We start from the raw sequence: 23,804 nt of genomic DNA on the forward strand, positions 1-23,804 counted from the left end.
AGAGATAAGGATGATAGAAAATGGTGCAAAATGTGAAGGAGAGAGTGAAGATTGAAGATATCCTTATGGCTCATAACTGTATGAAGGATATCGTCATGAAAACGCCCTTGCAACGTGATAAGGTTTTATCTGAAAAATACGAATGTGAGGTGTATATTAAACGAGAAGATTTGCAAGTAATTCGGTCTTTCAAAATTCGCGGTGCATACAATTTAATTCAAAGTTTGTCGAAAGAACAATTACAAAATGGTGTTGTTTGTGCAAGTGCTGGCAATCACGCACAAGGAGTTGCGTATACGTGTAATTTATTAAATATTCCATCGAAAATCTTTATGCCAACAACGACACCAAAACAGAAAGTATCACAAGTTCAATTTTTTGGTGGTAGCTTTGCAGAAATCATGTTAGTTGGCGATACATTTGATGGTGCTTTTCAAGAAGCGCAGCGCTATTGTGAGGAAAATAGGATGACATTTGTGCATCCGTTTGATGATCCGTATGTAATTGCAGGGCAAGGAACAGTAGCTGTTGAAATTATGCACGATATGGATAAGGCAGTTGATTATCTCTTTACAGCAATTGGCGGCGGTGGGTTAGCATCAGGTGTAGGTACATATGTGAAAGGTGTTAGTCCAGCTACAAAGGTAATTGGTGTAGAACCGATGGGGGCTGCATCTATGAAAGAGGCTTTCCTTCAAAACGAAAATGTAGCATTAGAGAAAATAGATAGTTTTGTTGATGGAGCAGCTGTCAAAAAAGTAGGGAAGTTAACATTTGAAACTTGTAAAGATGTCATTGATGACATTGTTTTAGTACCAGAGGGAAAGGTTTGTACGACGATTTTAGAACTGTATAAGAAAAATGCAATTGTAGCTGAACCGGCTGGTGCACTCACTATTGCAGCACTTGATTTATACAGGGATGAAATAAAAGGTAAAACAGTTGTATGTACGCTAAGTGGTGGAAATAATGATATTGATAGAATGCAAGAAATGAAAGAACGTTCTCTCATTTACGAAGGGTTAAAGCATTATTTCATCATTGAATTTCCGCAGCGTTCAGGTGCGCTAAGAGAATTTCTTGATAAAGGATTAGGACCAGAAGATGACATTACGCGCTTTGAGTATATTAAGAAACATAATAAAGAAAATGGTCCAGCGCTGGTCGGGGTAGAATTAAAACATAAAGAAGATTATGAGCAATTAATTACTCGTTTTAAAGAAAATAATATTCAATTTGTGGAGCTTAATAAAAATCCTGTTTTGTTTGATTTGCTTATTTAGTAGAAAAAATAAAAAAAGATAGATACAAGCAAGGAAAATGCTACTTGTTCTATCTTTTTATAGTGAAACGAAATACTCTCCAAATTCATGAAGGAGAAAGCTAGTTAACCAAAAATATATCGCGATACGAATGATTATGTACAATGAAAATTCAAAGGGAGAAAGTTTTCTTTCTCCCTTTATTTTTTTAGTAGTCTAACAGAAAAAAGGAGCATAAAAGCAGGATTGCTATAAATATTATGAAAACGTTTTCTAACAAGTCTTTCAGTATGTCTATCAACTATTCTGTAGTATTTGTTACAGAGAAATAGATTTCGTGCTGTTTAGTTACGTGTGTTTATTATTTTTCCAGTACTATCAATTTCTACATCAGTTGAAACCGTTTGTAAATATTGTAGAGCTTTTTTCTTTTCTTCTTCATTTACTGGGGAAACTTGGTTATTACGAATGATGTAAGGGTTAAATGACATTTGGACATCCTTTCCTTTAAAAGTTAAAGTTAAGACGCCAGTTTCTGCACTTTTTCCATTCACATAACTCGGGAACAAAAAGTTACCTAATGAGTAAGCAATAGGAACTTTATTATAATACTCAAACCCTTGTAACCAATGCGGGTGACTTCCGACAATAGCGTCAGCACCTGCTTCAACCATTTTAGGTACATATTGTTTTTGGTATTCTACTGGACGATTTGATTTTTCAACGCCCCAATGCATATAGACGATTAAATAGTCTGCATCTTGTTTTTGCTCCTTAATTGTTTTAGTTACAAGATTTAAATCATATCCGTTCGCAACGCCAGGTTTATTGTCACCAGCTACCCAATTAGAATCAGGCATAAATCGAACGAAGGAAAGAAATTTGAACTTTTTCCCTTTTACGGTCATTTCTCGTGCAGTATATGCATCTTTTGCATTTTTTCCGGCCCCGATGTAAGGGAACTTTAATTTTTCTACGTGAGAGATAGTGTCTAATAATCCATCTTGCCCATAATCAAGTGTATGGTTATTCCCAATATTTACGATGTCATATCCAGTGTTTTTAATGGCTTGTAGTGTAGATGGATCACTTTTAATCCAAAACAATTGCCCAGGTGCTTTCTTTTCTCTCGTTGTAAAGGCCGACTCTAAATTAACAAAGGAAATATCTGCTTTTGTTATTTCTTCTTTTACATGTTGGAATGGATAATCAGCCCCGTTTTTTTCGATAATAGGACGTAATTGCCAATCGAACATTGTATCACCAGAGAAAGTGAGTGTAATTTCCGGGTCTTCTATTTTCTTTTTGCTTTTTGTAACTGTTTTACTAGATTTGCTTTGCAAATCGGGTTTGTCTTTCGCTTTTGAAATAAAAGAGTAGTTGATTAATACAACAATTGGTGTAATACAAAAGGCTATTAACAGAAATCGTTTTAGTAAAGTTTTCATATATACCTTCCTTTTGAGTTTATCCCGTTATTGAAAACTTCCGCATTTAGATTAAAATGAATCCACTAAAGGTAGTTATCGAAATATGTATAGTTACAAAAAAACGGGTTATAGTAGTGAAATTCATTTGTTAATATTCTCAATATTAAGTTAACATATAGATAACTTGTAAATCAATGTGTAAACCAAAATATAGAAATAAAGAATTCGAAAGGTGAAGAATGAGAAATGGTTATATTAGGGGCAGTTGTAAATGGCATTTGTATTATATTCGGTACTTTACTTGGTAAATTATTTAGTAAGATTCCAGAAAGTATGAAGGGAACAATTATGCATGCAATCGGTTTAGCGGTTACTGTACTTGGCCTTCAAATGGCATTAAAAAGTGAAAACTTTCTTGTTGTGATTCTAAGTTTAGTTATTGGTACTGTAATTGGGGAATGGTTACAATTAGAAGAAAAGTTAAAACTGTTAGGAGATTGGTTAGAAAATAAAGTTGGATCGAAGGGGAAAGGGAGTATATCAGAAGGGTTTGTAACAGCGACGCTTATTTTTGCAATTGGCGCGATGGGGATACTTGGTGCATTGGACAGTGGAATTCGCGGAAATCATAATATTTTATTCACAAAGGCGATTATCGATGGATTCATTTCGATTATATTAACGACAACTCTAGGAATCGGCGTAGTATTTTCAGCGATTCCAGTTATTTTATATGAAGGTGCTATTGCCATTTTTGCAACACAAATTAATAGTTTTGTCCCGAAAGAATTAATGAATCAATTTATAGTGGAAATGACAGCTACGGGCGGCATTATGATATTCGCCATTGGATTAAACTTACTTGGATTTATTAAAATTAAAGTAGCGAATTTACTTCCAGGTATATTGGTAGTTGGAGTAATTGTTTCAATTATTTATGGTTACGGTTTGTTAGTAAAGTAGTTGAGGATGGAGATACATATGGGGGAATTCCAATTTACAAAACGTGTTCATAAAATACTGGAGATTGCAGCAAAAGAGACTAAATATAATATAATTCAACCAGTTCATCTTTTTATCGGCATGTGTAAAGAAGGTACAGGAGTGTGCGCAGAGTTATATATGTATTTGTTTCGTAAAGTTGGCACGGATTTTTTAGAAGAACTTTCTTTACAAGAACAATATGAAATAGAGTACATAAAAATAGAACAATATAAATTAGCTAATAAAACGCTAGAAATTTTGCAAATAGCGAAGAAACGTATGGAACGTTTTCAGCAAGTATTAATAAATGAAGGACATGTAATATATGCATTATTTCGTTTAGGTATAGTGAGTGAAAAAGTTATAAACAAAGAAATACAAAAAGATGTGTTACGTATTATAGCTGAACCAAGAGATTTGGCGGTGGATTTAAAATGCTTTGATCCCATTTATAATAAATTATCTTGTAATGTTAGAAGAGCTAGCTCTGCTGATTTTGAAACATTAGTACGTTTTGTTACGTGGAAATTTGGTGAACGCTGGTTACAGTCGATAGATTATGGGTTTCAAACATATAAAGAAAAGGTACCTATTTATATTGCACAGCAGGGTGAAGTGATAGTAGGTTTCGCTTGTTATGATGTAGTCAGGGGAAAGAAAGGACTATTTGGTCCGATGGGGACAGCGAAACGAAATCGTGTGAAAGGTGTAGGGAAAGAATTGTTGCATCATTGTTTATATAATATGAAGCAAGACGGATATGAATATGCAATTATTGGACAAGCAGGTCCGATTGAGTTTTATGAGAGAAGTTGCAATGCTCGTTTAATACCGCTAGAAGATAATTGACCAACTCCATATAGGGGAGTTGGTTTTATTATGAAAAAAATGTGGAATTTACATGGTTTTTGCTAGGAAATAGCGGCTTTTGTAATGAATATTACGTCTAAATCAAATTACTAAACTTTTTACAAGAAAAGGTGTAGAATGGGTATCGAATGAAAGAAGGTGTGAAAATGGCCAGCTGGAAACGAAATTTAATGATTTGTTGGCTAGGTTGTTTTACCACTGCAGCCGGTATGAGTTTAGTAATTCCTTTCTTATCTTTTTATATTGAGGAATTAGGAGTGACTGGCACTTCGAGTATTGCGCAGTGGTCGGGACTTGCATTTGGTGTAACATTTTTAATGGGTGCGATCGTATCACCAATATGGGGAAAGCTTGGTGATATACATGGACGGAAATTGATGCTTATACGTGCTAGCCTTGGTATGGCGGTTATTATGACGCTTATGGGGTTTGTAACGGATGTGTATCAACTAGTCGCACTTAGATTTTTGATGGGAGCAGTATCTGGTTTCCTTTCAACCGCAATGACATTTATTGCAGCAGAAACTCCGAAAGAGCATTCAGGTTGGGCAATTTCCACAATTTCAACCGGGGGCGTGAGCGGCTCATTACTCGGACCATTACTAGGCGGTTATTTGTCTGAGTTAATTGGAATGCGTCATGTCTTTCTTGTTACAGGAGCTTTCTTATTCCTTTCCTTCCTCATCGTCTTTTTCTTCCTACATGAAGAAAATCACTCTGCTCAAGCAAAAAAGGTACAGCAAAAAAAAGTATGGACGATGGTCCCAGCAAAGCATGTAATTATTAGTTTATTTGTAACAACATTTATTATTCAACTTGCCAATATGTCAATTCAACCTATTATTACATTGTACGTAAAGAATTTGGAAGGACCAGGAACAGCTCATATCGAAATGATTGCAGGGGCAGTTATGTCTGCGACAGGATTAGCAGTTATTTTGGCAGCGCCTAAATTAGGAAGATTATCAGATCATATCGGTCCTCAAAAAACATTAGTAGTAGCATTGTTTGCTGCAGGGATTATCTTTATCCCGCAAGCATTTGTAACCTCAGCTTGGCAACTATTAATTCTTCGATTTTTATTAGGTATCGCACAAGCAGGATTATTACCTTCCGTACAAACTCTACTAAAACAACATACGCCAACCCATGTAACGGGACGAATATTTGGATATAATCAGTCGTTTCAGTTTTTAGGAAATATGATTGGTCCAGTGCTTGGGGGGCAAATTGCAGCTCATGCAGGCTTCCAATATGTTTTTTTCTCTACATCATCACTATTATTTATTGCATGCATTTGGGTTTATTTTCATAATAAGAACGAAGAGGTATCAGAGAAACAACATTTGGAAGTTAGTTAACTAAGTGAATGAAATAGAAAAAAGGATGAAGCAATGAATGCTTCATCCTTTTTCTTTAAAATTGAAGGCAAAGATAACTTAATGTACCAAGCTCGTAACTACGGTGAATGACTTTTCCGTCACTTTTACCACTGCCCATAGCGATAAATAAAGGAACAAAATGTTCTGCTCTTGGTACTGCTAATTGTACATGAGGCGCATTTTTCTCCCAATTAAACAATGCATCTTTATCGTTATTCTGCATATGTTTCATAATCCAGTCATCAAATTCAATTGCCCATTTTTCAGGTGTAGTTTGATTCCATTTCAGGGCTCGTAAATTATGAACGGTAACGCCACTCCCGATTACTAAAATATCTTCTTGTCCAAGTCCTTTAAGTGCTTCTCCAATCTCAAATTGTTCTTTTGCAGGAAGGAATGGATTGACTGATATTTGTACGACAGGAATATTTGCTTCTGGATACATGCGATGCAAGAGTGTCCATGAACCATGATCTAAACCTCTCGTCATATTATGATGAACTGGAATGCCTTTGTTTTTAAATTTTGTTTCTAACATAGATGCAATACTAGAAGAGCCTTTTGCCCGATATTTAATTTCGTATAACTCTGGAGGAAAACCTCTAAAATCATAAATTGTTTCATACTCGTCATCTGATGAGGAGATTGTTAATACTTCACTTTCCCAGTGAGCGGTAAAAATAACAATTGCTTTCGGTTTATATGTTTCTCCAAGTGTTTTTAAAAAACGTGTATAATCTGTATCTTGAATAGCAAGCATTGGTGAACCATGTGCTAAAAATAGTGATGGCATCATAATAGAAACCTCCTAAAGATATAATAATTACTTTATGTAAGTAACTATATAATTTTATTGTTTATTCGTCAATATAATAGTTTGATAGCTAATCGGAAAAGTACAGTATTTGTCATAATGAAAGCAATTGCATATAATACATAATAAGAATAATGAACGGATATTCATTATTTTGAGATACATAATAGAGTTGGGGGCTGACGAAATGAACGTACAGGAAAGTTTCGTTACGGCATTGGATGGATCGGAAATTTATTTGCGTAAGTGGTTACCAGAAGGAGATCCGAGAGGAATTATTCAAATTGCACATGGCATGACAGAGCATGCAGGGGTGTATACAGAATTTGTAGATGCTTTATTGGAAGCAGGGTATGGTGTTTATGCGCATGATCATAAAGGACATGGGAAAACAGTAAAAAAAGAAGAAGATTATGGTCATTTTGAACCAAATATAGGGTGGAATCAAGTTGTATCGGATGTTATCTTTGTTTCAGAAAGGATAAAAGAAGAGCAGTCAAGTCCTTTGTTTTTACTAGGACATAGTATGGGTTCTTTTTTATCAAGACGTGCTGTACAACTTAGGGGTGAACTATATGATGGATTTCTGATTTCAGGAACAGGTGGAAATCCAGGGCTTTTAGGGGCTATTGGTCATAAAGTAGCAACAATCGAAATGAAATTGCGTGGGGCAAAAACGAAAAGTCCAGTGCTAAACTTTTTATCTTTCGGAAACTTCAATTCGAACTTTAAGCCAAATCGTACGAAATTTGATTGGTTATCTTCAGATATAAATCAAGTTGATAAATATATCGCGGATCCGTTATGTGGATTCATTTGTACGACGAGTTTTTATAGAGAACTATTTTCTGGTGTATTAGAAGTAAATAAACTAGAAGAATACAAGAAGACGCCAAAACATCTTCCAATACATATATTCTCTGGTGATCGTGATCCTGTTGGAGATATGGGAAAAGGTGTAAAAGAAGTTTATGAAAACTATAAAAAATGTGGTGTGAAAGATATTACACTACGTTTATATGAAAATGGAAGACATGAAATGTTCCATGAAGTGAATAGAGATGAAGTGTTTAAAGATTTAATTTCTTGGTTAGATGCGCATAATAAATGAGAATGAAAGCTAAGCCCAAACTGTTTGTAGTTCGGGCTTATATTTATAGATAGTACGGATAGTCGCTAATGGAGTTTGCGTAGCGGCTATATATATTTGAAGATCGATTGAATGCCTATATAAGTTTTATATATAAATTTAGTGAGGAGACGAGTGTATGAAATTTGGAATTATTGGGCCATCAGAAGATGAAATTATGCCTTTTATTGAAGATATGTCTAATAAATAAATAACGAATCTTGCGATGTTAACGTTTCATAGTGGGACATATGAAAATGTAGAAGTTGTTGCATTATATTGTGGTGTATGTAAAGTTAATGCAGCTATTGCAGCTCAAATATTAATAGATAAGTTTAATGTGACGCATATTATTGTAACAGGTGTTGCAGGAGCAATCGATAAAGTATTAAAAATTGGAGATACAGTCATTTCAACAGAAATTGCGTATCACGACGTGGATGAAGGAATATTAACTGAATATCATCCATGGATGGAAAGTGTATATTTTAAAACGGATAGTAAACTTCTTGAATTAAGCCGAGCAGTAATCGAGAACAATCAATTTACCCAAAATGTTTATTTCGGAAAGATAGTTACTGGAGAGGCTTTTATAAGTGAGAGTGGCCGTACAGAAATAATTTCTACATACAACCCACTTTGTGTAGATATGGAAACAGCAAGTATAGCTCACGTTTGTTATGCCAATACGATTCCATTTATAGCAGTTAGATCTATAACAGATACAGAAGAAGCGTCTGGTATTGAAGTATTTGAAGATAATTGTGTTTCAGCTTCACATCATTCCATTCATTTTGTTAAAAAGTTACTAGAATCGTTGTAAAAGACATAGCTCTACTTTGAGAAAAAGCGAGTACTGAACTATAAGAAGCACGTGTAATACTGCTCTGTAGTTGAGTGTTCGCTTTTATTTTATGAACTAAATGCGTGGAGATGTAAGTATTGCAGCGAGGGATAGTAAAGATATTTATAGAATAATTGTAAAGTATCGTATTTTACTATGGAATGTGAAAATAGAACTACAAGTAATAAAAGAGAGGATAAATAAACTATGCAAATACGAGAAGCTGCATTAGCAGAAGCAAATGAATTAAGTGAACTCGCACTACATTCAAAAGCAACGTGGAATTATAGTGAAGAATTCATACTTTCTTGTAAGGCAGATTTAACAATTACAGAAGAGTACATAAAATATAATTTTGTATATGTTTTAGAAAAAAATAATATGAAGATTGGATTTTTCTCATTTTTACGTAATGAAAATGCTCTCGATTTTTTATACATTCATCCTCGCTACAAAGGAAAAGGTTACGGGAAAATACTTTGGAAGTTTGTAATAGAAAAAGCAAATGAATTAGGAATAAAAAGGTTTACGATTGATAGTGATCCGAATGCAAAAGGCTATTACTTGAAAATGGGAGCAAAGCTAATTGGAGAGACACCATCAACAGTATGTAAGAATCGATTTTTACCTCTTTTGCAATATGATGTGTAAAACTATTAATGTCAGGGGAAGATGAGAGTGGATAATGTGAAGAAAAAACAAATATATGAAATGTTAAAAAAATCGTGGTCGATTGAAACAAGTTCAAAGTGGACGAGCGAAAATCCGGCAAAGGGACAATGTGGTGTAACAGCTCTAGTCGTTCAAGAAATATACGGAGGGAAAATTAAAAAGACGAAAGTAGGAGAGGTGTGGCACTTTTATAACTGTATAGATGGGAAGGTGTTTGATTTTACAGAGACGCAATTTAATGAAAAATTGAAGTATATGGGCGTGGAATCAAATCGGGAAGAAGCATTTGCAGATACAGATGAAAAGCAATATGGCATTTTGAAGGAAAAGATAACGAAAGAATTAAATTTATCTTTTGACTCTTAATCTTTAATAAGTTACTATAATGGTGGTAACTTATTAAAGGGAACTTCATAGAGTTGAAAGGGGAAATACTTTTGAAAACAACTTATGTAAACGCTACAATTGCAACGATGAATGAAAAAAATGAAGTGATAGAAAATGGATATATCATTGTAGAAAATGATCAAATTATAGATGTAAAGAGCGGAGAATTCGCTAATGATTTTGAAGTAGATGAAGTAATTGACATGAAAGGAAAGTGGGTTTTACCAGGGCTTGTAAATACACATACACACGTTGTAATGAGTCTTCTAAGAGGTATTGGAGATGATATGTTATTACAGCCATGGCTTGAGACGAGAATTTGGCCACTGGAAAGTCAATTTACTCCAGAGCTTGCGGTCGCTAGTACGGAATTAGGATTACTTGAAATGGTGAAAAGTGGTACGACATCATTCTCTGATATGTTTAATCCAATTGGAGTAGATCAAGATGCAATTATGGAAACGGTATCAAGGAGTGGAATGCGCGCTGCTGTTTCAAGAACTTTATTTAGCTTTGGAACGAAAGAAGATGAAAAGAAAGCAATTGAAGAAGCTGAGAAATATGTGAAGCGTTATTATAACGAAAGTGGAATGTTAACTACGATGGTTGCACCACATAGTCCATATACATGTTCCACAGAACTGTTAGAAGAGTGCGCACGTATTGCAGTAGAAAATCAAACTATGGTTCATATTCACCTTTCGGAAACAGAGCGTGAAGTACGTGATATTGAAGCGCAGTACGGAAAACGTCCGGTAGAATATGCAGCAAGTTGCGGATTGTTTAAACGCCCAACAGTTATTGCGCATGGTGTAGTATTAAATGAAAATGAGCGTGCATTTTTAGCAGAACATGATGTTCGAGTAGCTCATAATCCGAATAGTAATTTAAAACTAGGTTCTGGTATAGCGAATGTGAAAGCGATGCTAGAAGCAGGAATTAAAGTAGGGATTGCAACAGATAGTGTTGCGTCTAATAATAATTTAGATATGTTTGAAGAAATGCGCATTGCAACTTTATTACAAAAAGGTATTCATCAAGACGCAACAGCATTGCCAGTAGAAACTGCTCTTTCTCTAGCGACAAAAGGAGCTGCAGAAGTAATTGGTATGAAACAAACTGGATCACTTGAGGTTGGAAAGTGTGCTGATTTTATTGCGATTGATCCGTCTAATAAACCGCATTTACAACCAGCTGATGAAGTGTTATCACACCTTGTATATGCAGCTAGTGGAAAAGATATAAGTGATGTAATTATTAACGGAAAACGTGTCGTTTGGAATGGTGAATGTAAAACGTTAGATGAAGAGCGTATTATATTTGAAGCAAGTCGTTATAAACGAGGTTTACAAAGATAGGTATGTGCAAGTTGTTTGAAAAAGCTGTCCTTTTTTAAAAAGGACAGCTTTTTTCTTGAGCGAATAAATATTCAATATAATGTCGCATCTTTCTGTTAATATTTCTGTTATAATATATAACGTTTATAATATTTTATTTTTAAGGAGAACAATTCATGAAGCGAAAAAAGAGCCATTTAATGGTAATGGCAATTATTACATCTTTATTTTTAACAGCTTGTAATAATAAAGCGAATAAAAGTGATACAGAGGCTAAAAAACAAGTGTTAAATGTAACAGTATCAGAAGAAATTCCTTCACTTGATACTGCAAAAACGATGGATGGGACATCATCACACGTTATGCAAAACATATTTGAAGGATTGTATGTGCTAGATGATCAAGATCATCCTATTCCAGCAGTAGCAAAATCGTTTAAAAGAAGTGAAGATGGTAAAAAATATACATTTGATTTGCGTAAAGATGCAAAATGGTCAAATGGAGACAATGTAACAGCAAATGACTTTATATTTGCATGGAAACGTGCAGTTAACCCGCAAACGGCATCTCAATATGCGGACATGTTCTTTCATGTGAAAAATGCGAAAGAAATAAATAAGGGAACAATGTCACTTGATGAACTTGGGGTTAAAGTTATAAATGATTATAAGTTAGAGGTTGAACTTGAACAGCCAATTCCGTATTTTTTACAGTTGTTAGCACTGCCGATATACTTACCACAGCATGAATCATTTTTGAAAGAACAAGGAAATAAATACGGATTGGAACCTAGTAATCTCATATATAACGGCCCATTTGTATTAGAAAAATGGAAACATGAACAAGAGTTCCAATTAAAGAAGAATGCTACATATTGGGATCAAAAGAAAGTGAAATTAGACGAAATAAATTTTCATATTGTAAAGGATACAATGACGGCTGTAAATTTATATGAGGCCGGCGATTTGGATCGAGTACCTATTAATTCTCAAGTTGTAGACAAGTATAAAGGGAATAAGGAATTACATATGTCAAGTGATCCTGGAATCGCTATGCTACGTTTTAATGAGAAAAATAATGCGTTAGCCAATAAGAAAGTACGTCAATCTATCTCATTAGCATTAAATAAAGATGATTTTGTTACTCACTTTATTAATAACGGGGCAAAACCTGCAAATGGACTTGTACCAGTTGGTCATATGAATGAAGAGACTGGCAAAGATTTTAGAAAAGAAAACGGAAATATTTCTTCATATGATTTGCAAAATGCGCAAAAGATTTGGGAAGAAGCGAAAAAAGAGCTTGGAGTAGAGCAAGTAAACCTCGAGTTTTTAACGTTTGAACAAGATAATGCAAAACGTATGGCAGAATATATAAAAGGTGATTTAGAAAAGAATTTGAATGGATTAACGTTACAAATTAAACAGCTGCCATTTAAGCAAAAGTTACAGTTAGAACAAACAGGTGATTACGATATAACGATGGCAAATTGGGGACCTGACTATAAAGATCCAATTAATTATTTAGAGTTATTTACGACGGGGAATCCGAATAATAAAATGAGTTACTCGAATTCTCATTACGATGATTTAATAAAGAAAGCGAAAAATGATTTTGTACTTGATCCGGAGAAACGATGGGAAGCGTTGCGAGAGGCTGAGCAGGTCTTATTAGAAGACGCTGCCGTGGCACCGCTTTATCACCTTGGTTCAGCTTATGTACAAAAGGATTATGTAAAAGGAATTGCAAAACATCAATTTGGTGGCGTCTATACTTATAAGAATGCTTATGTTGATAAGAAGTAAATAAAAAAGCCTTACTTTTAAAAGTAAGGTTTTTTTACAGAGTGTTGGGAAACCCTTTAGGGTTGTTGCCAGCACATGAAAAAGATGAATGCGTAATTGTTGTTACGTATTCACAAAAAGTTGCAAAAAAATCAGATTGAGCAGTTTATTTAAGTAAAACGAAGTTAGTAGTAAACGAAATTAAATAGCTAAGAAAAAAGCTCAATTTCTTAATTTTAATACTGAGAAACTGGTCAGTTATTAAAAAATTAGGGTATATTAACGGGGATTCATATTGGAACTAAGGCAGATCCATTTGACTGTATTCTTAAGTTGTAGACTTAGAGATTGAAGCTGGAATTAATTATTTAATTCCTATTTCTGTACATAATATCGTGGGGAAGAAGGTAGTACTTTGAGAACAACAGAAAATTTTAACGACAAGGCCGATATATATGCGAAATATCGCCCCGATTACCCTAATGCATATATTGATTATTTGTTTTCGGCTAACCAACTGAAAGAGGACCGAATTGTGGCTGATATTGGTTCAGGTACGGGGATATTTAGCCACCAGTTGCTTGAAAGAGGTTTAAAGGTTATTGGAGTTGAGCCAAATGATGACATGAGAAAGATGGCTGAGCAATCGTTAAAACTATATACTCGTTTTCAATCAATAAAAGCAACTGCTGAAAATACCACTTTAAAAGAGCATAGTGTGGATTTAGTAACTGTTGCTCAAGCATTTCATTGGTTTGATAAAGCAGCTTTCAAAATGGAATGCCAACGAATCTTGAAACAAAAGGCAAATGTTGCTCTCGTTTGGAATAGTAGAGATTTAACTAGTTCGATTATGAAAGAGAATGCAGAAATTTGCCAGAAAACCTGCCCGAATTTCACAGGATTTAGCGGTGGAATAGAGGAAACTCCCGAAGTATTCAACACCTTTTTTAAGGATGGAAAGTATGAGTTTAAAGAGTATCAAAATGATTTACTTTTTGATTATGAAGGTTTTTTGGGAAGGAATTTATCAGCGTCCTATGCTCCGAAAAAGGATGACGAAGAATATAAAAAATTTGTTTTTCTCCTGTCAGAGTTATTCGAAAAACATAGTAAGAATGGAAAAATTGTTCTCCAAAACATGACGCGAACCTATCTAGGAAATGTCTAAACAACCGGACATAAAGGGACTTTAATCGAAGTACCTATTTGAATTGTAGATTATCATGTACTAATTAAGATCTTCAACAACCGGGAGCGATTGTTGAACAACAATTAAAAGGGCGATACATATTATTCATGCATAATATGTATCGTCCTTTATTTTTTATGACCTTTTACGATTTAAGTCTTCTAACTAAAAAAATCTGTTGAAGAAAGCCGCGATGTTTATAAAAAGTTGTGAAGCTTTGCCCTTTTAGGTCATTTAGTCTAAAGGGGTGTTTATATTTTTAACAAAGAGCTTTTGTGATTGTTGAAGAGGAAGGTAGAAACATTAGATTAATAGCAGTATAGAGGCATTATTATAACTGAAGATTTTTATTTGTGATACATCTCACACCATAAATACATATATAACTTTACAATTAGAATATCAATTGATGGGAGGGTTAATCTTGATTAATCGTGATTTTAATGAAAATCCATTTATTGTGATATGGGAGTTAACAAGGGCATGTCAATTAAAATGTCTGCATTGTCGTGCAGAAGCACAGTATCATCGTCATCATCTAGAGCTAACATTCGAAGAAGGAAAAAAACTAATTGATGATATATATGAAATGGAAAATCCAATGCTTGTATTTACTGGTGGAGATCCATTAATGCGTCCAGATGTATATGATATTGCGGAATATGCAGTGAAAAAAGGTGTTCGAGTTTCTATGACGCCAAGTGCCACTCCAAACGTGACGAAAGAAACGATTCAAAAAGCAAAAGAAGTGGGACTTGCTAGATGGGCATTTAGTTTAGATGGGCCAACAGCTGAAATACACGATCATTTTAGAGGGACAGAAGGATCATTTCAATTAACAATGAATGCGATTCGTTATTTGCATGAATTAAAAATTCCTATTCAAATTAATACTGTTGTTTCTAATTATAATGTGGATGTACTTAAAGAAATGGCAATGTTAATAGAAGAATTAAAATGTGTACTTTGGAGTATATTTTTCTTAGTTCCAACAGGACGAGGTAAGGAAAAAGATATGATTTCACCAGCCCAACATGAAAGGGTATTCCATTGGCTATATAAACTTAGTAAAGAGGTTTCTTTTGGTATTAAAACAACAGCTGGTCAGCACTATAGACGAGTTGTGCTTCAAGAAAAAATGAAAGAAAATAGCAAGACAAGTCAGATCATTCAATATCAGGATGTATTGATGAATGGGACGACAGGGCGAATTGATGGGCTTGGTCGTGCTCCAAAAGGGGTGAATGACGGAAACGGTTTTGTATTTATTTCTCATATTGGAGATGTATATCCAAGTGGATTATTGCCTATTAAAACCGGGAATATTAGAATGACAGCACTAGCTGAAATCTATCGAAACTCCCCTGTTTTTCAAAACCTTCGTAATCCGGACAAGTATAAAGGCAAGTGCGGTGTTTGTGAGTTTCGATATGTTTGTGGGGGATCTCGTTCTAGAGCATATGCGATGACGGGGGATTACATGGAAAGCGAACCTTTCTGTGTATACATTCCAAAAGCATTGAGAAAACAGAAAAAGAACGTCAAAACGGGAAATGAGTAAAAGTTTGCTCATTTCCCGTTTTTTTAGATTTTATAATGTATTGTACTTCGCATCAATCGTACGATAAGAAATGAAAACCGATCGTTTTTTTCCATCCCTCATTAAAAATCTACTATTTGGATCCGTTGTACGGATACGAATTCTTCACACATAAATTCTATTAAACCGATTTTAATAAAGCATAAAAATTCGTATCATATGGAATATCATCTTGATACATATAATTTTTTAGAACGCCTTCTTTTTCAAACCCTAATTTTAATAGCACCTTATTTGAAGCTTCATTTTCAAGAAAGACAATTGCACCAATCCGTTTTAAATGAAGCGTGTGGAAACCGTATGATATAACCTCAGAAACTGCTTCCGTAGCATAGCCATTTCCCCAGTGTTCAGGGAGAAAGGCATAACTTATATTTGCTCGTTTATGCTCAGAAGACCAATCGTGAAAACCAATTGTTCCAATGAGTTCTTTTTTATCTTTTAATTCGATGCCCCATTTTATACCGTTTCTTGCATTGTAACTCAACTTGAAATTATTAATAATTTGCTTTACTTGATCTACATTCTGTAATGGTTTTTGGCCATAATAGCGCAGTACATCAGTATTAGAAAAGCATTGTAGTATACCCGGTGCATCTTCTTCCGTAAGTTCTCGCAAAATGAGTCGGTCAGTTTTTAATATAGGAAACATATTTTCACTCCATTTCTTATGAAACTAGAATGCATTTGTTATTATATAATTTAAACTGAAAATAAAGATTATTCAAGATGAAAGGGCAGGTTTGATTTATGTTAAAATTGGATGTGGAATATATTTCAAAAAAGAGGTTTAGAAATGGAGAAAAACTCAATATTAATTGTAGATGATGATCTAGATATTGTTCAATTTATTAATGTGAATTTAACGCAAGAAGGTTTTACTGTTTTTAGTGCTCATAACGGAGAAGAGGCATTAGAGATAATAAATAATAACAGTATTCAACTTGCTATTCTTGATATTATGATGCCTCAAATGGATGGTATAGAACTGTGTAGAAGGATTAGAGAGAAATATAGTTTACCAATTATGTTTTTAAGCGCAAAATCATCGGATGTAGATAAAGTAATTGGATTTAGTACTGGGGCAGATGATTATATTGTGAAGCCGTTTAGTACAATTGAATTTATAGCAAGAGTGAAAGCTCAATTAAGAAGGTATACATATTTTAATCAAATTGCTGTCCAAGTAATGGAAAAGAAAATAAACATTAAAGGTTTAGAAATAGATGAAATTTCTAGAGTAGTAAAGATATATGGACAAACAATTAATGTTACAAAAACTGAATATGATATTTTGCACTTAATGGCAGCTGCAAAGAACCGTGTGTTTACGATTGAAGAAATATATGAAAGTGTTTGGAATGAAAGGGCCTATGAAAGTAATAATACGGTAATGGTTCATATTGCGAGATTAAGAAATAAAATTGAAGAGAATCCAAAAGAACCGAGGTTTATACAAAATGTTTGGGGAGTCGGGTATAAAGTTGGAGATTAAATCATTACAAGGAATTAGAGCTAAATTCTTTTTTGCATTTATATGTAGTATTCTGTTAGCTACGGTAAGTATCATATTAGTTCAAATTTTATTTGGAAGTATATATAGTGACGTTGTCGCGCTAGAAGAAAAATATTCGTTTGTTTATTTTATGTTTTTTCTGCTGTTAACCACTATATATTTTGCATTACTGACAAAGACAACTATAAAAAGATTGAATGAGATCAATAAGAACGTGAAGGAAATAAGCAATGGTAATTTGGAAATACATATACCTATTTCGAAAAGCGATGAGATTGGTGAGTTAGCGACGAATGTCAATAGAATGGCCAAAAGTTTAAAAGAGTCTATTGAAAATGAAAAAAAATCACAGGAAATGAAAAATGAAATGATTAGTAATATTTCACATGACTTACGAACGCCTGTAACATCTCTAATTGGTTATGCGGACTTACTAGAAAATAAGCTTCATTCACATGGAGAAGAATGTGGACAATATGTAAGCATATTAAAGCGAAAAAGTTATGAATTAAAAAATCAAGTTGAAGATTTATTAGAATACTGTCAAATAAACTATAGAGAGATTGAATTACATAAAAATGTAGTAGATATGAAAGCATTAATTGAACAGGTCATGATTGATTTTTTACCACAGTTAGATGATGCCAATATGAGTTTTTATATTAAAAGTAATGAAGAGCTATATGTAAAAGTTGATGTAGCACTTATAGTGAGACTATTTGAAAATATAATTAGTAATAGCATTATGTACGGGAAAGATGGAAAAGAAATTTCAATTCAAATTTCCCAAAGAGAAAGGAATGTTGAAGTAGAAATTAAAAATTTTGGACAATGTATTCCGACAAAGAGTCTTCCTTACGTTTTTGAGAAGTTTTATCGTGGTGAAAAATCACGTAGCTCTCATACGGGTGGGAAAGGAATGGGACTTGCAATTTCGAGAAGTATAGCTCAGCTCCATAAAGGAGATATAACTGTATGTAGTAACGATAAAGAAACAATTTTCACTGTGAAATTACCACAGTATAAAAAAGTAAGAAAGTCGTAAGTATTTCTTTCATATGCCGTAATTTTTATTTCGTATCATTGAGAACAAAGATATGAGAGTAGGGATACAGCATGTGGAAGAAAAGTTTGTTAGCAATTATAGTTTCTTTTTTAATTATAAGTTGGAGTGTAGTTTATTTAGCTCATGGTATTATATCAGTCGTTGTTTGGTGGTGGATACAAGCATTTAGCGTAGTTTCGATTTTTATTTTGATAGGCTCAGTAGTAATGTTTGCTTGGAAAGGCATCTTTAGAAAGCGAATAGATAGAACGCTACTTTTAATAGTTCTGTTCTCTATCATTGGAGCTTGGCCTGTCGGGTGGTTCGCTAACATTGGGAGAATTGCATACCCAGCAGATGTACAGTCTACGAGTCCTAAAATAGTCGTTCGTTTTCCTTTGAATGAGCGGGCGTTAGTAGGGTGGGGTGGTGATCGCCTAGAGAAGAATTATCATGTGATAAAACCAAATGAAAGATGGGCATATGATATTCTCATTCCACCTGCTGAAGTGAAAAGTAGTAAGTTAGAGGATTATGGAATATACGGAGCGACAGTAATGGCGCCAGCTTCTGGAACAGTTGTATCAGTTAATAATGATGAAAAAGATTTAGTTCCGGGATCAGATGATTTTCAGTCAATGGCCGGGAATCATATTTATTTACGGTTAGATGAAACAGGGACATTTTTGATTCTCGCTCACTTAAAGAAAGGGTCAATTAAAGTTAAAGAAGGACAACATGTAAACGAAGGCTTCGTTCTTGCCCAAGTTGGTAACTCTGGAAGTTCAAGTGAGCCGCATTTACACATCCATCATCAAAGAGAGAATCCATCCGAGGTGAGTATGTTTTGTACGGAAGGCTTGCCACTTTATTTTCGAACTAAAAAAGGTGCGCTGATGCCGGAAAGAGGTACATACGTAAAAGGTAATTAGAAGAGAATTATTTTACTAAAAAGGGTATTCCATTTTTGATTGGAATACCCTTTTTCATTACCCTATAAATGTTTGATACAGTAAGAAAATATTTAAAACGATAACGAGTGCAGCAATTATCCAAGCGATGAAAGTTGTTATACGGTGGTTAACGAGTGCCCCCATAATCTTTTTACTACTTGTAAACATAATAAGCGGTACTAATGCAAAGGCAATCCCAAACGATAAGACAACTTGGCTCATAACGAGAGCATAAGTTGGGTTTACACCTAAAGCAATTATAACTAGAGGTGGAATCATTGTTATAAATCGGCGTAAATATAACGGAATATGCATGCGAATGAATCCTTGCATAATAATGTCACCAGACATTGTACCGACAGACGAGCTAGATAATCCTGCTGATAAAAGTCCGATTCCAAATAAAGCAGCGGATGCAGGACCGACTAAATTACTGAATTGGTTGAAAGCGACGTCAAGGTCTTCAACGTGCAAGCCGTTTTTAAAGAATAAAGCAGCTGCTACAATTAACATACTCGCATTAATGGCTCCAGCGATAACCATTGCAATAATGATATCAATGAATTCGAAACGGAAAATCTTTTTCTTTTGTTCATCATTTGTTCCGACTACACGGCGCTGTGTTAAGGCGGAATGTAAATATATTGCGTGTGGCATAACTGTCGCACCTAAAATACCAGCTGCTAAAAGAATACTATCCACGCCTTGGAATTTTGGGATAAATAGTCCTGAAAGAAGAGGGCTTAATTCCGGTTTTGCATAAAAGACCTGGACACCAAAAGCGATAACAACGATAAAAATCATCCCTGTTATGATTGCTTCTAATGGACGAAAGCCTCTGCGTTGAAATTCAAGAATAATAAACGATCCAGCTGCTGTAATTAAAGCTGCTGGTAACATTGGAATTCCGAATAACAAGTACAATCCGAGTGCTGCCCCAATAAATTCAGCTAAATCAGTTGCCATAATAACAAGTTCACCTTGAATCCATAAACCGATGGAAACAGGTCTCGGGAAATTTTCGCGAGCTATCTCTGGAAGGTTTCTCCCAGTAGCAATTCCTAATTTAGCTGATAAAGTTTGAATTAATACAGCCATTAAATTAGAAGCGAGAATTACCCAAAGTAATAAATAACCATATTGTGAACCAGCAGCAATATTCGTTGCGAAATTTCCAGGATCAATATAAGCGACTGAAGCGATGAAAGCAGGCCCTAAGAATGGTAATAGTCTTTTTAAGCCTTTCGTTTGTCCGCTTAGCGCTAAATGTGCTGATTGAACAGTTGTACTTTGAGAAGGGATTTGTTCGTCTTTTGATATATCTTTATTCATAGTAGTGTTCCCCTTTGAAATCTTAACTTGATGAAATTATTGTATTTATTCTTACTCATTATTTCAATACATTTATATATGTTATGTGTTGATTTCATTTGAACATAAAAGTTTCCTTAATGCAAATTATATGACTTTGTGCAATTAATGGTGTGGAAATACAAAAATATTTTGGAAGTTTATGGGCGCTGAATAAAGGAGAAGATAATAAATTAAAGGACTGTTTTTGAAATTTATGTGAACAAAAAGCCTATTATACAGCATATTAATTGATGGAAATGGATTTGTATGATATATAATATATTGGGATTGCAACATAACCATAGTGTTTTGGTGTGTAATCTTGTTTTTTATTTTTGTTAACTTATAGAAAATAGTATAAAGAGAAGGAAATGGGATGCATAAAACTTTGGATACATTTTCTTATTATATATGTTTTGATATGAACGTTAACTTATACATGATTTTAAAAATTAGATAGGTGGTAGAAATACATTGGCAACTACAAAACCATACAGAGTATTACTTTATTATATGTACACAACAATTGAAAACCCTGAAGAATTCGCTGCAGAGCATTTAGAATTTTGTAATTCACTTGAATTAAAAGGTAGAATCCTTGTAGCAAAAGAAGGTATTAATGGAACTTGTTCTGGAACTGTAGAACAAACAGAGAAATACATGGAAGCAATGAACAATGATCCACGTTTTGATGGTATCGTGTTTAAAATAGATGAAGAAGAAGGCCATGCATTCAAGAAAATGCACGTGCGTCCGCGTCCAGAATTAGTTACACTTCGTCTAGAAGACGACATTAATCCAAAAGAAATAACTGGAAAATATTTAGAGCCAAAAGATTTTTATGAGGCGATGAAACAAGAAGATACAGTTATTATTGATGCACGAAATGATTATGAGTTCGATTTAGGGCATTTTAAAGGTGCAATTAAACCAGATATTGAATCATTCCGTGAATTACCAGATTGGATTAGAGAAAACAAAGAAACACTTGAGGGTAAAAAGATTTTAACTTACTGTACAGGCGGAATTCGTTGTGAGAAGTTTTCTGGTTGGTTAGTTCGTGAAGGCTATGAAGATGTAAGTCAGCTTCACGGCGGAATTGTAACGTACGGAAAAGATCCAGAAGTACAAGGCGAGCTATGGGATGGACAATGTTACGTATTTGATGAGCGTATTGCTGTACCAGTAAACCAAAAAGAACATGTTATTGTTGGTAAAGACCACTTTACAGGTGAACCTTGTGAGCGCTATGTAAACTGTTCAAATCCAGAATGTAACAAGAAAATTTTATGTTCTGAAGAAAACGAAGCAAAACATTTACGTGCATGTTCTCATGAATGTCGTGTAAGCCCACGTAACCGCTACGTAATACAACATGAATTAACGGAAGAACAAGTAGCTGCTGCATTAGAGAAAATCGAAGCAGGTAAGTAAGCTGAATTCGTGTAATAAAAAAGGGTACTCCAAACTTTATTTTGGAGTACCCTTTTTATATTGTCAGGTTCTGTCTTTTGTCGATTTTTGTCGGTAAGTCGATATATCTGAAAAATCGCCGATATATTCGAAAAATCGCTGATAAAAATTTCATTTACTGAAGCGTATCATGTATTTGTAATTTAAAAAGAATTGTCTTTAATTTTTATCCTCTTTTTCTTTCACAGCAGAAAGTACAGTTTGTTTTACCCACGCTTGTCTTCTTCGATGCTGTATACCCCACTGGTATAAACTTTGTGCACCTAAAATAAAGGAAATGACTATACCGCTAATTGCTATTAACAGTGCAAAAAATTCAAGGGGCGATGATATTTTGTTTGAATCTGTGTTTCTTAAAAGGTCAATCATAGTAAACCCTAACATTTGGCCCACCACAGAGTAGAGAGTTAAAATTAATAATAAAAGGCTATCTTTTTTAGCGGCAACATTTTCTTGATATTTAAACAAACTATCAAGATTTTGTTTCGCGTTCGAGTATAAAATTTCAATGTTAAAAAGTTTTCTTAAGCGGAAGAAAATATCTTCACTTTGTGATTGAGATACTAATTCTAAAGAAAAATAATTCGCTGTAAACGAATTGATTGAATAAATTAATTTCTCTATTTCATTTGTATCTTGTTCAATATTTAGCTCAGCATAAGCGTTCGCCATCTTTAATAAAACAATTTTATGAAATAGGTTTAATAATAAAGCGTAATAAAATTCTCCGTACATTTGACTAGCAAGTTTAGTGACTTCTCGTTCACCTTCATTTGTTATACATGTGAAAATATGTTCTTCCATAATAAAATAACGGTTAGGAGCCCATCTTTGATAAGAATGCTTTGTTAAATAATCGTGAATATAAGGAACATTATTTGCACTAATATACGGCTTACCATCGTCTGTTAATCCGGAAAGACTGGAAGCTCGATATACATCAACTACATGAAGGTCTGACTTTTTATTAATAGATAATAAAGTTTGTACATACATTCGTTGGTCTTCAAAGAAGGGGAATGTTTGAAAGTATGAACTCCGCAACCTCTTATTCTCAAAGAAGTCTGTTAAGCCATGAAATAAATCGCCGAATATAAGTTTTTCTACTTGTGAATATTTTTTTCCATCACATTCAATACAAATGGTCTCGGTTGTATCATTTCTAGTTTCAAGCACACGGAAGCGAGAAGCAAATTCGATGGCTTCTGATAATGTCATGTTTGGAGCGGTTTTGACTTCTGTTCGAATTGTTAAAAAGCCAAGCTCATAAGGACAAAGTGTTACATCAATAGAATGTATCTTGAATGGAACGGAAATAAGATTTGTTGTTAAATGTCCATTTAAATTAAGGTCTTTAGAATAGCGCTGTAGTCCCTTTTGATGTTCTGAATGGGGAAAAAGAATTTTATTCGTAAATGAAAGATAGTATGCTTCCATATTTTGATGTGAAACTTGAAACTGTCCGTAATATGTATTTTCATCTTCAAGATGATCAAGTCGAAAAGGACGGAAATTATTTTTTTGTAAGAAAGGGAACATATTTTGTTCATATCCAGTTTTAAACGAAAACGGGAATATAAATTGAAATATAGCTGTTGTTACATCTTTTTCTTCGATTGTTTGCATTGCCTCCATTTGCATTGTTTCCTTTCCGTATAAGCTATAGAAACAACATGCCCAATTTTTCTTGAAAATAACCTTGTTTTTTCAATAGATTAAGAATGAAAATTCAGCTAATTTAACAAGGGACATGTATAATGTTATGTATACTAAAACT

20 protein-coding genes and 2 pseudogenes are annotated in these 23,804 nt (G+C 34.1%); 16 read left to right on the plus strand and 6 right to left on the minus strand.

The window, feature by feature from the left end:
- Positions 1 to 20 precede the first annotated feature (20 nt).
- Positions 21 to 1,283, plus strand: a complete 1,263-nt coding sequence (gene ilvA / locus JDS98_RS05720) for a threonine ammonia-lyase IlvA (protein ID WP_097959005.1) — start codon at positions 21 to 23, stop codon at positions 1,281 to 1,283.
- A 57-nt stretch (positions 1,284 to 1,340) separates the two neighbouring features.
- On the opposite strand, the pseudogene JDS98_RS30085 reads toward ilvA, so the two are convergent.
- Together JDS98_RS30085 and JDS98_RS05725 are read right to left on the minus strand one after the other, a co-directional pair.
- A pseudogene (locus JDS98_RS30085) lies at positions 1,341 to 1,554 on the minus strand (hypothetical protein).
- Between the two features lie 52 nt (positions 1,555 to 1,606).
- A complete protein-coding gene (locus JDS98_RS05725) occupies positions 1,607 to 2,710 on the minus strand; it encodes a CapA family protein (protein ID WP_000854523.1) in 1,104 nt (367 codons plus the stop codon).
- A gap of 228 nt (positions 2,711 to 2,938) precedes the next feature.
- Here JDS98_RS05725 and JDS98_RS05730 point away from each other — a divergent pair, with 228 nt between their 5' ends.
- The 3 genes from JDS98_RS05730 (at position 2,939) to JDS98_RS05740 (ending at position 5,907) form a co-directional block, all read left to right on the plus strand.
- Positions 2,939 to 3,655 (plus strand): DUF554 domain-containing protein, encoded by a 717-nt coding sequence (locus JDS98_RS05730; protein ID WP_000236016.1) that lies wholly within the window; start codon positions 2,939 to 2,941, stop codon positions 3,653 to 3,655.
- Between the two features lie 18 nt (positions 3,656 to 3,673).
- Positions 3,674 to 4,525 (plus strand): GNAT family N-acetyltransferase, encoded by an 852-nt coding sequence (locus JDS98_RS05735; RefSeq protein ID WP_141490606.1) that lies wholly within the window; start codon positions 3,674 to 3,676, stop codon positions 4,523 to 4,525.
- Between the two features lie 167 nt (positions 4,526 to 4,692).
- A complete protein-coding gene (locus JDS98_RS05740; protein ID WP_000179322.1) occupies positions 4,693 to 5,907 on the plus strand; it encodes a multidrug efflux MFS transporter in 1,215 nt (404 codons plus the stop codon).
- A 55-nt stretch (positions 5,908 to 5,962) separates the two neighbouring features.
- On the opposite strand, the gene JDS98_RS05745 is transcribed toward JDS98_RS05740, so the two are convergent.
- Positions 5,963 to 6,724, minus strand: coding sequence for a DODA-type extradiol aromatic ring-opening family dioxygenase (locus JDS98_RS05745; RefSeq protein ID WP_199633631.1), 762 nt, complete (start codon positions 6,722 to 6,724; stop codon positions 5,963 to 5,965).
- Between the two features lie 205 nt (positions 6,725 to 6,929).
- Here JDS98_RS05745 and JDS98_RS05750 point away from each other — a divergent pair, with 205 nt between their 5' ends.
- The 8 genes and pseudogenes from JDS98_RS05750 (at position 6,930) to JDS98_RS05785 (ending at position 15,648) form a co-directional block, all read left to right on the plus strand.
- Complete coding sequence (locus tag JDS98_RS05750; protein WP_097959010.1) at positions 6,930 to 7,853, plus strand: alpha/beta hydrolase; 924 nt, start codon at positions 6,930 to 6,932, stop codon at positions 7,851 to 7,853.
- A gap of 157 nt (positions 7,854 to 8,010) precedes the next feature.
- Positions 8,011 to 8,694: pseudogene (locus JDS98_RS05755) on the plus strand (5'-methylthioadenosine/adenosylhomocysteine nucleosidase).
- Between the two features lie 228 nt (positions 8,695 to 8,922).
- Entirely contained in the window at positions 8,923 to 9,366 is a 444-nt protein-coding gene (locus JDS98_RS05760) for a GNAT family N-acetyltransferase (protein WP_087969987.1), read from the plus strand.
- A gap of 27 nt (positions 9,367 to 9,393) precedes the next feature.
- A complete protein-coding gene (locus JDS98_RS05765; protein WP_097959011.1) occupies positions 9,394 to 9,753 on the plus strand; it encodes a YunG family protein in 360 nt (119 codons plus the stop codon).
- A gap of 53 nt (positions 9,754 to 9,806) precedes the next feature.
- A complete protein-coding gene (locus JDS98_RS05770; protein ID WP_141490607.1) occupies positions 9,807 to 11,132 on the plus strand; it encodes a bifunctional S-methyl-5'-thioadenosine deaminase/S-adenosylhomocysteine deaminase in 1,326 nt (441 codons plus the stop codon).
- Between the two features lie 155 nt (positions 11,133 to 11,287).
- Positions 11,288 to 12,916 (plus strand): peptide ABC transporter substrate-binding protein, encoded by a 1,629-nt coding sequence (locus tag JDS98_RS05775; protein ID WP_097959013.1) that lies wholly within the window; start codon positions 11,288 to 11,290, stop codon positions 12,914 to 12,916.
- 394 nt (positions 12,917 to 13,310) lie between these two features.
- On the plus strand, positions 13,311 to 14,066 hold the full coding sequence (locus JDS98_RS05780) for a class I SAM-dependent methyltransferase (protein WP_199631580.1): 756 nt from the start codon (positions 13,311 to 13,313) through the stop codon (positions 14,064 to 14,066).
- A gap of 430 nt (positions 14,067 to 14,496) precedes the next feature.
- Entirely contained in the window at positions 14,497 to 15,648 is a 1,152-nt protein-coding gene (locus JDS98_RS05785; RefSeq protein WP_140158522.1) for a TIGR04053 family radical SAM/SPASM domain-containing protein, read from the plus strand.
- Between the two features lie 160 nt (positions 15,649 to 15,808).
- Here the strand turns inward: JDS98_RS05785 and JDS98_RS05790 are convergent, their stop codons facing one another.
- Positions 15,809 to 16,339, minus strand: coding sequence for a GNAT family N-acetyltransferase (locus JDS98_RS05790; RefSeq protein WP_000483971.1), 531 nt, complete (start codon positions 16,337 to 16,339; stop codon positions 15,809 to 15,811).
- Positions 16,340 to 16,483: 144 nt separating this feature from the next.
- Here JDS98_RS05790 and JDS98_RS05795 point away from each other — a divergent pair, with 144 nt between their 5' ends.
- The 3 genes from JDS98_RS05795 (at position 16,484) to JDS98_RS05805 (ending at position 19,180) form a co-directional block, all read left to right on the plus strand.
- The gene (locus JDS98_RS05795; protein WP_098711717.1) at positions 16,484 to 17,182 is read left to right on the plus strand and encodes a response regulator transcription factor; all 699 of its coding nucleotides are present in this window, start codon (positions 16,484 to 16,486) and stop codon (positions 17,180 to 17,182) included.
- Positions 17,148 to 18,248 (plus strand): sensor histidine kinase, encoded by a 1,101-nt coding sequence (locus JDS98_RS05800; protein ID WP_141555960.1) that lies wholly within the window; start codon positions 17,148 to 17,150, stop codon positions 18,246 to 18,248. Before JDS98_RS05795 ends, JDS98_RS05800 begins: the two co-directional genes overlap by 35 nt.
- A 71-nt stretch (positions 18,249 to 18,319) precedes the next feature.
- A complete protein-coding gene (locus JDS98_RS05805; protein ID WP_097959017.1) occupies positions 18,320 to 19,180 on the plus strand; it encodes a M23 family metallopeptidase in 861 nt (286 codons plus the stop codon).
- A 57-nt stretch (positions 19,181 to 19,237) separates the two neighbouring features.
- On the opposite strand, the gene JDS98_RS05810 is transcribed toward JDS98_RS05805, so the two are convergent.
- A complete protein-coding gene (locus tag JDS98_RS05810) occupies positions 19,238 to 20,533 on the minus strand; it encodes an Nramp family divalent metal transporter (RefSeq protein ID WP_001030659.1) in 1,296 nt (431 codons plus the stop codon).
- Positions 20,534 to 21,028: 495 nt separating this feature from the next.
- On the opposite strand from JDS98_RS05810, the gene trhO reads away from it, so the two are divergent.
- On the plus strand, positions 21,029 to 21,988 hold the full coding sequence (gene trhO, locus JDS98_RS05815; RefSeq protein ID WP_000246236.1) for an oxygen-dependent tRNA uridine(34) hydroxylase TrhO: 960 nt from the start codon (positions 21,029 to 21,031) through the stop codon (positions 21,986 to 21,988).
- 198 nt (positions 21,989 to 22,186) lie between these two features.
- Here the strand turns inward: trhO and JDS98_RS05820 are convergent, their stop codons facing one another.
- The gene (locus JDS98_RS05820; protein ID WP_199631577.1) at positions 22,187 to 23,662 is read right to left on the minus strand and encodes a hypothetical protein; all 1,476 of its coding nucleotides are present in this window, start codon (positions 23,660 to 23,662) and stop codon (positions 22,187 to 22,189) included.
- Between the last annotated feature and the right edge of the window lie 142 nt (positions 23,663 to 23,804).

Source organism: Bacillus cereus group sp. N11, assembly GCF_016483605.1.
Taxonomy (GTDB): Bacteria; Bacillota; Bacilli; order Bacillales; family Bacillaceae_G; genus Bacillus_A; species Bacillus_A toyonensis.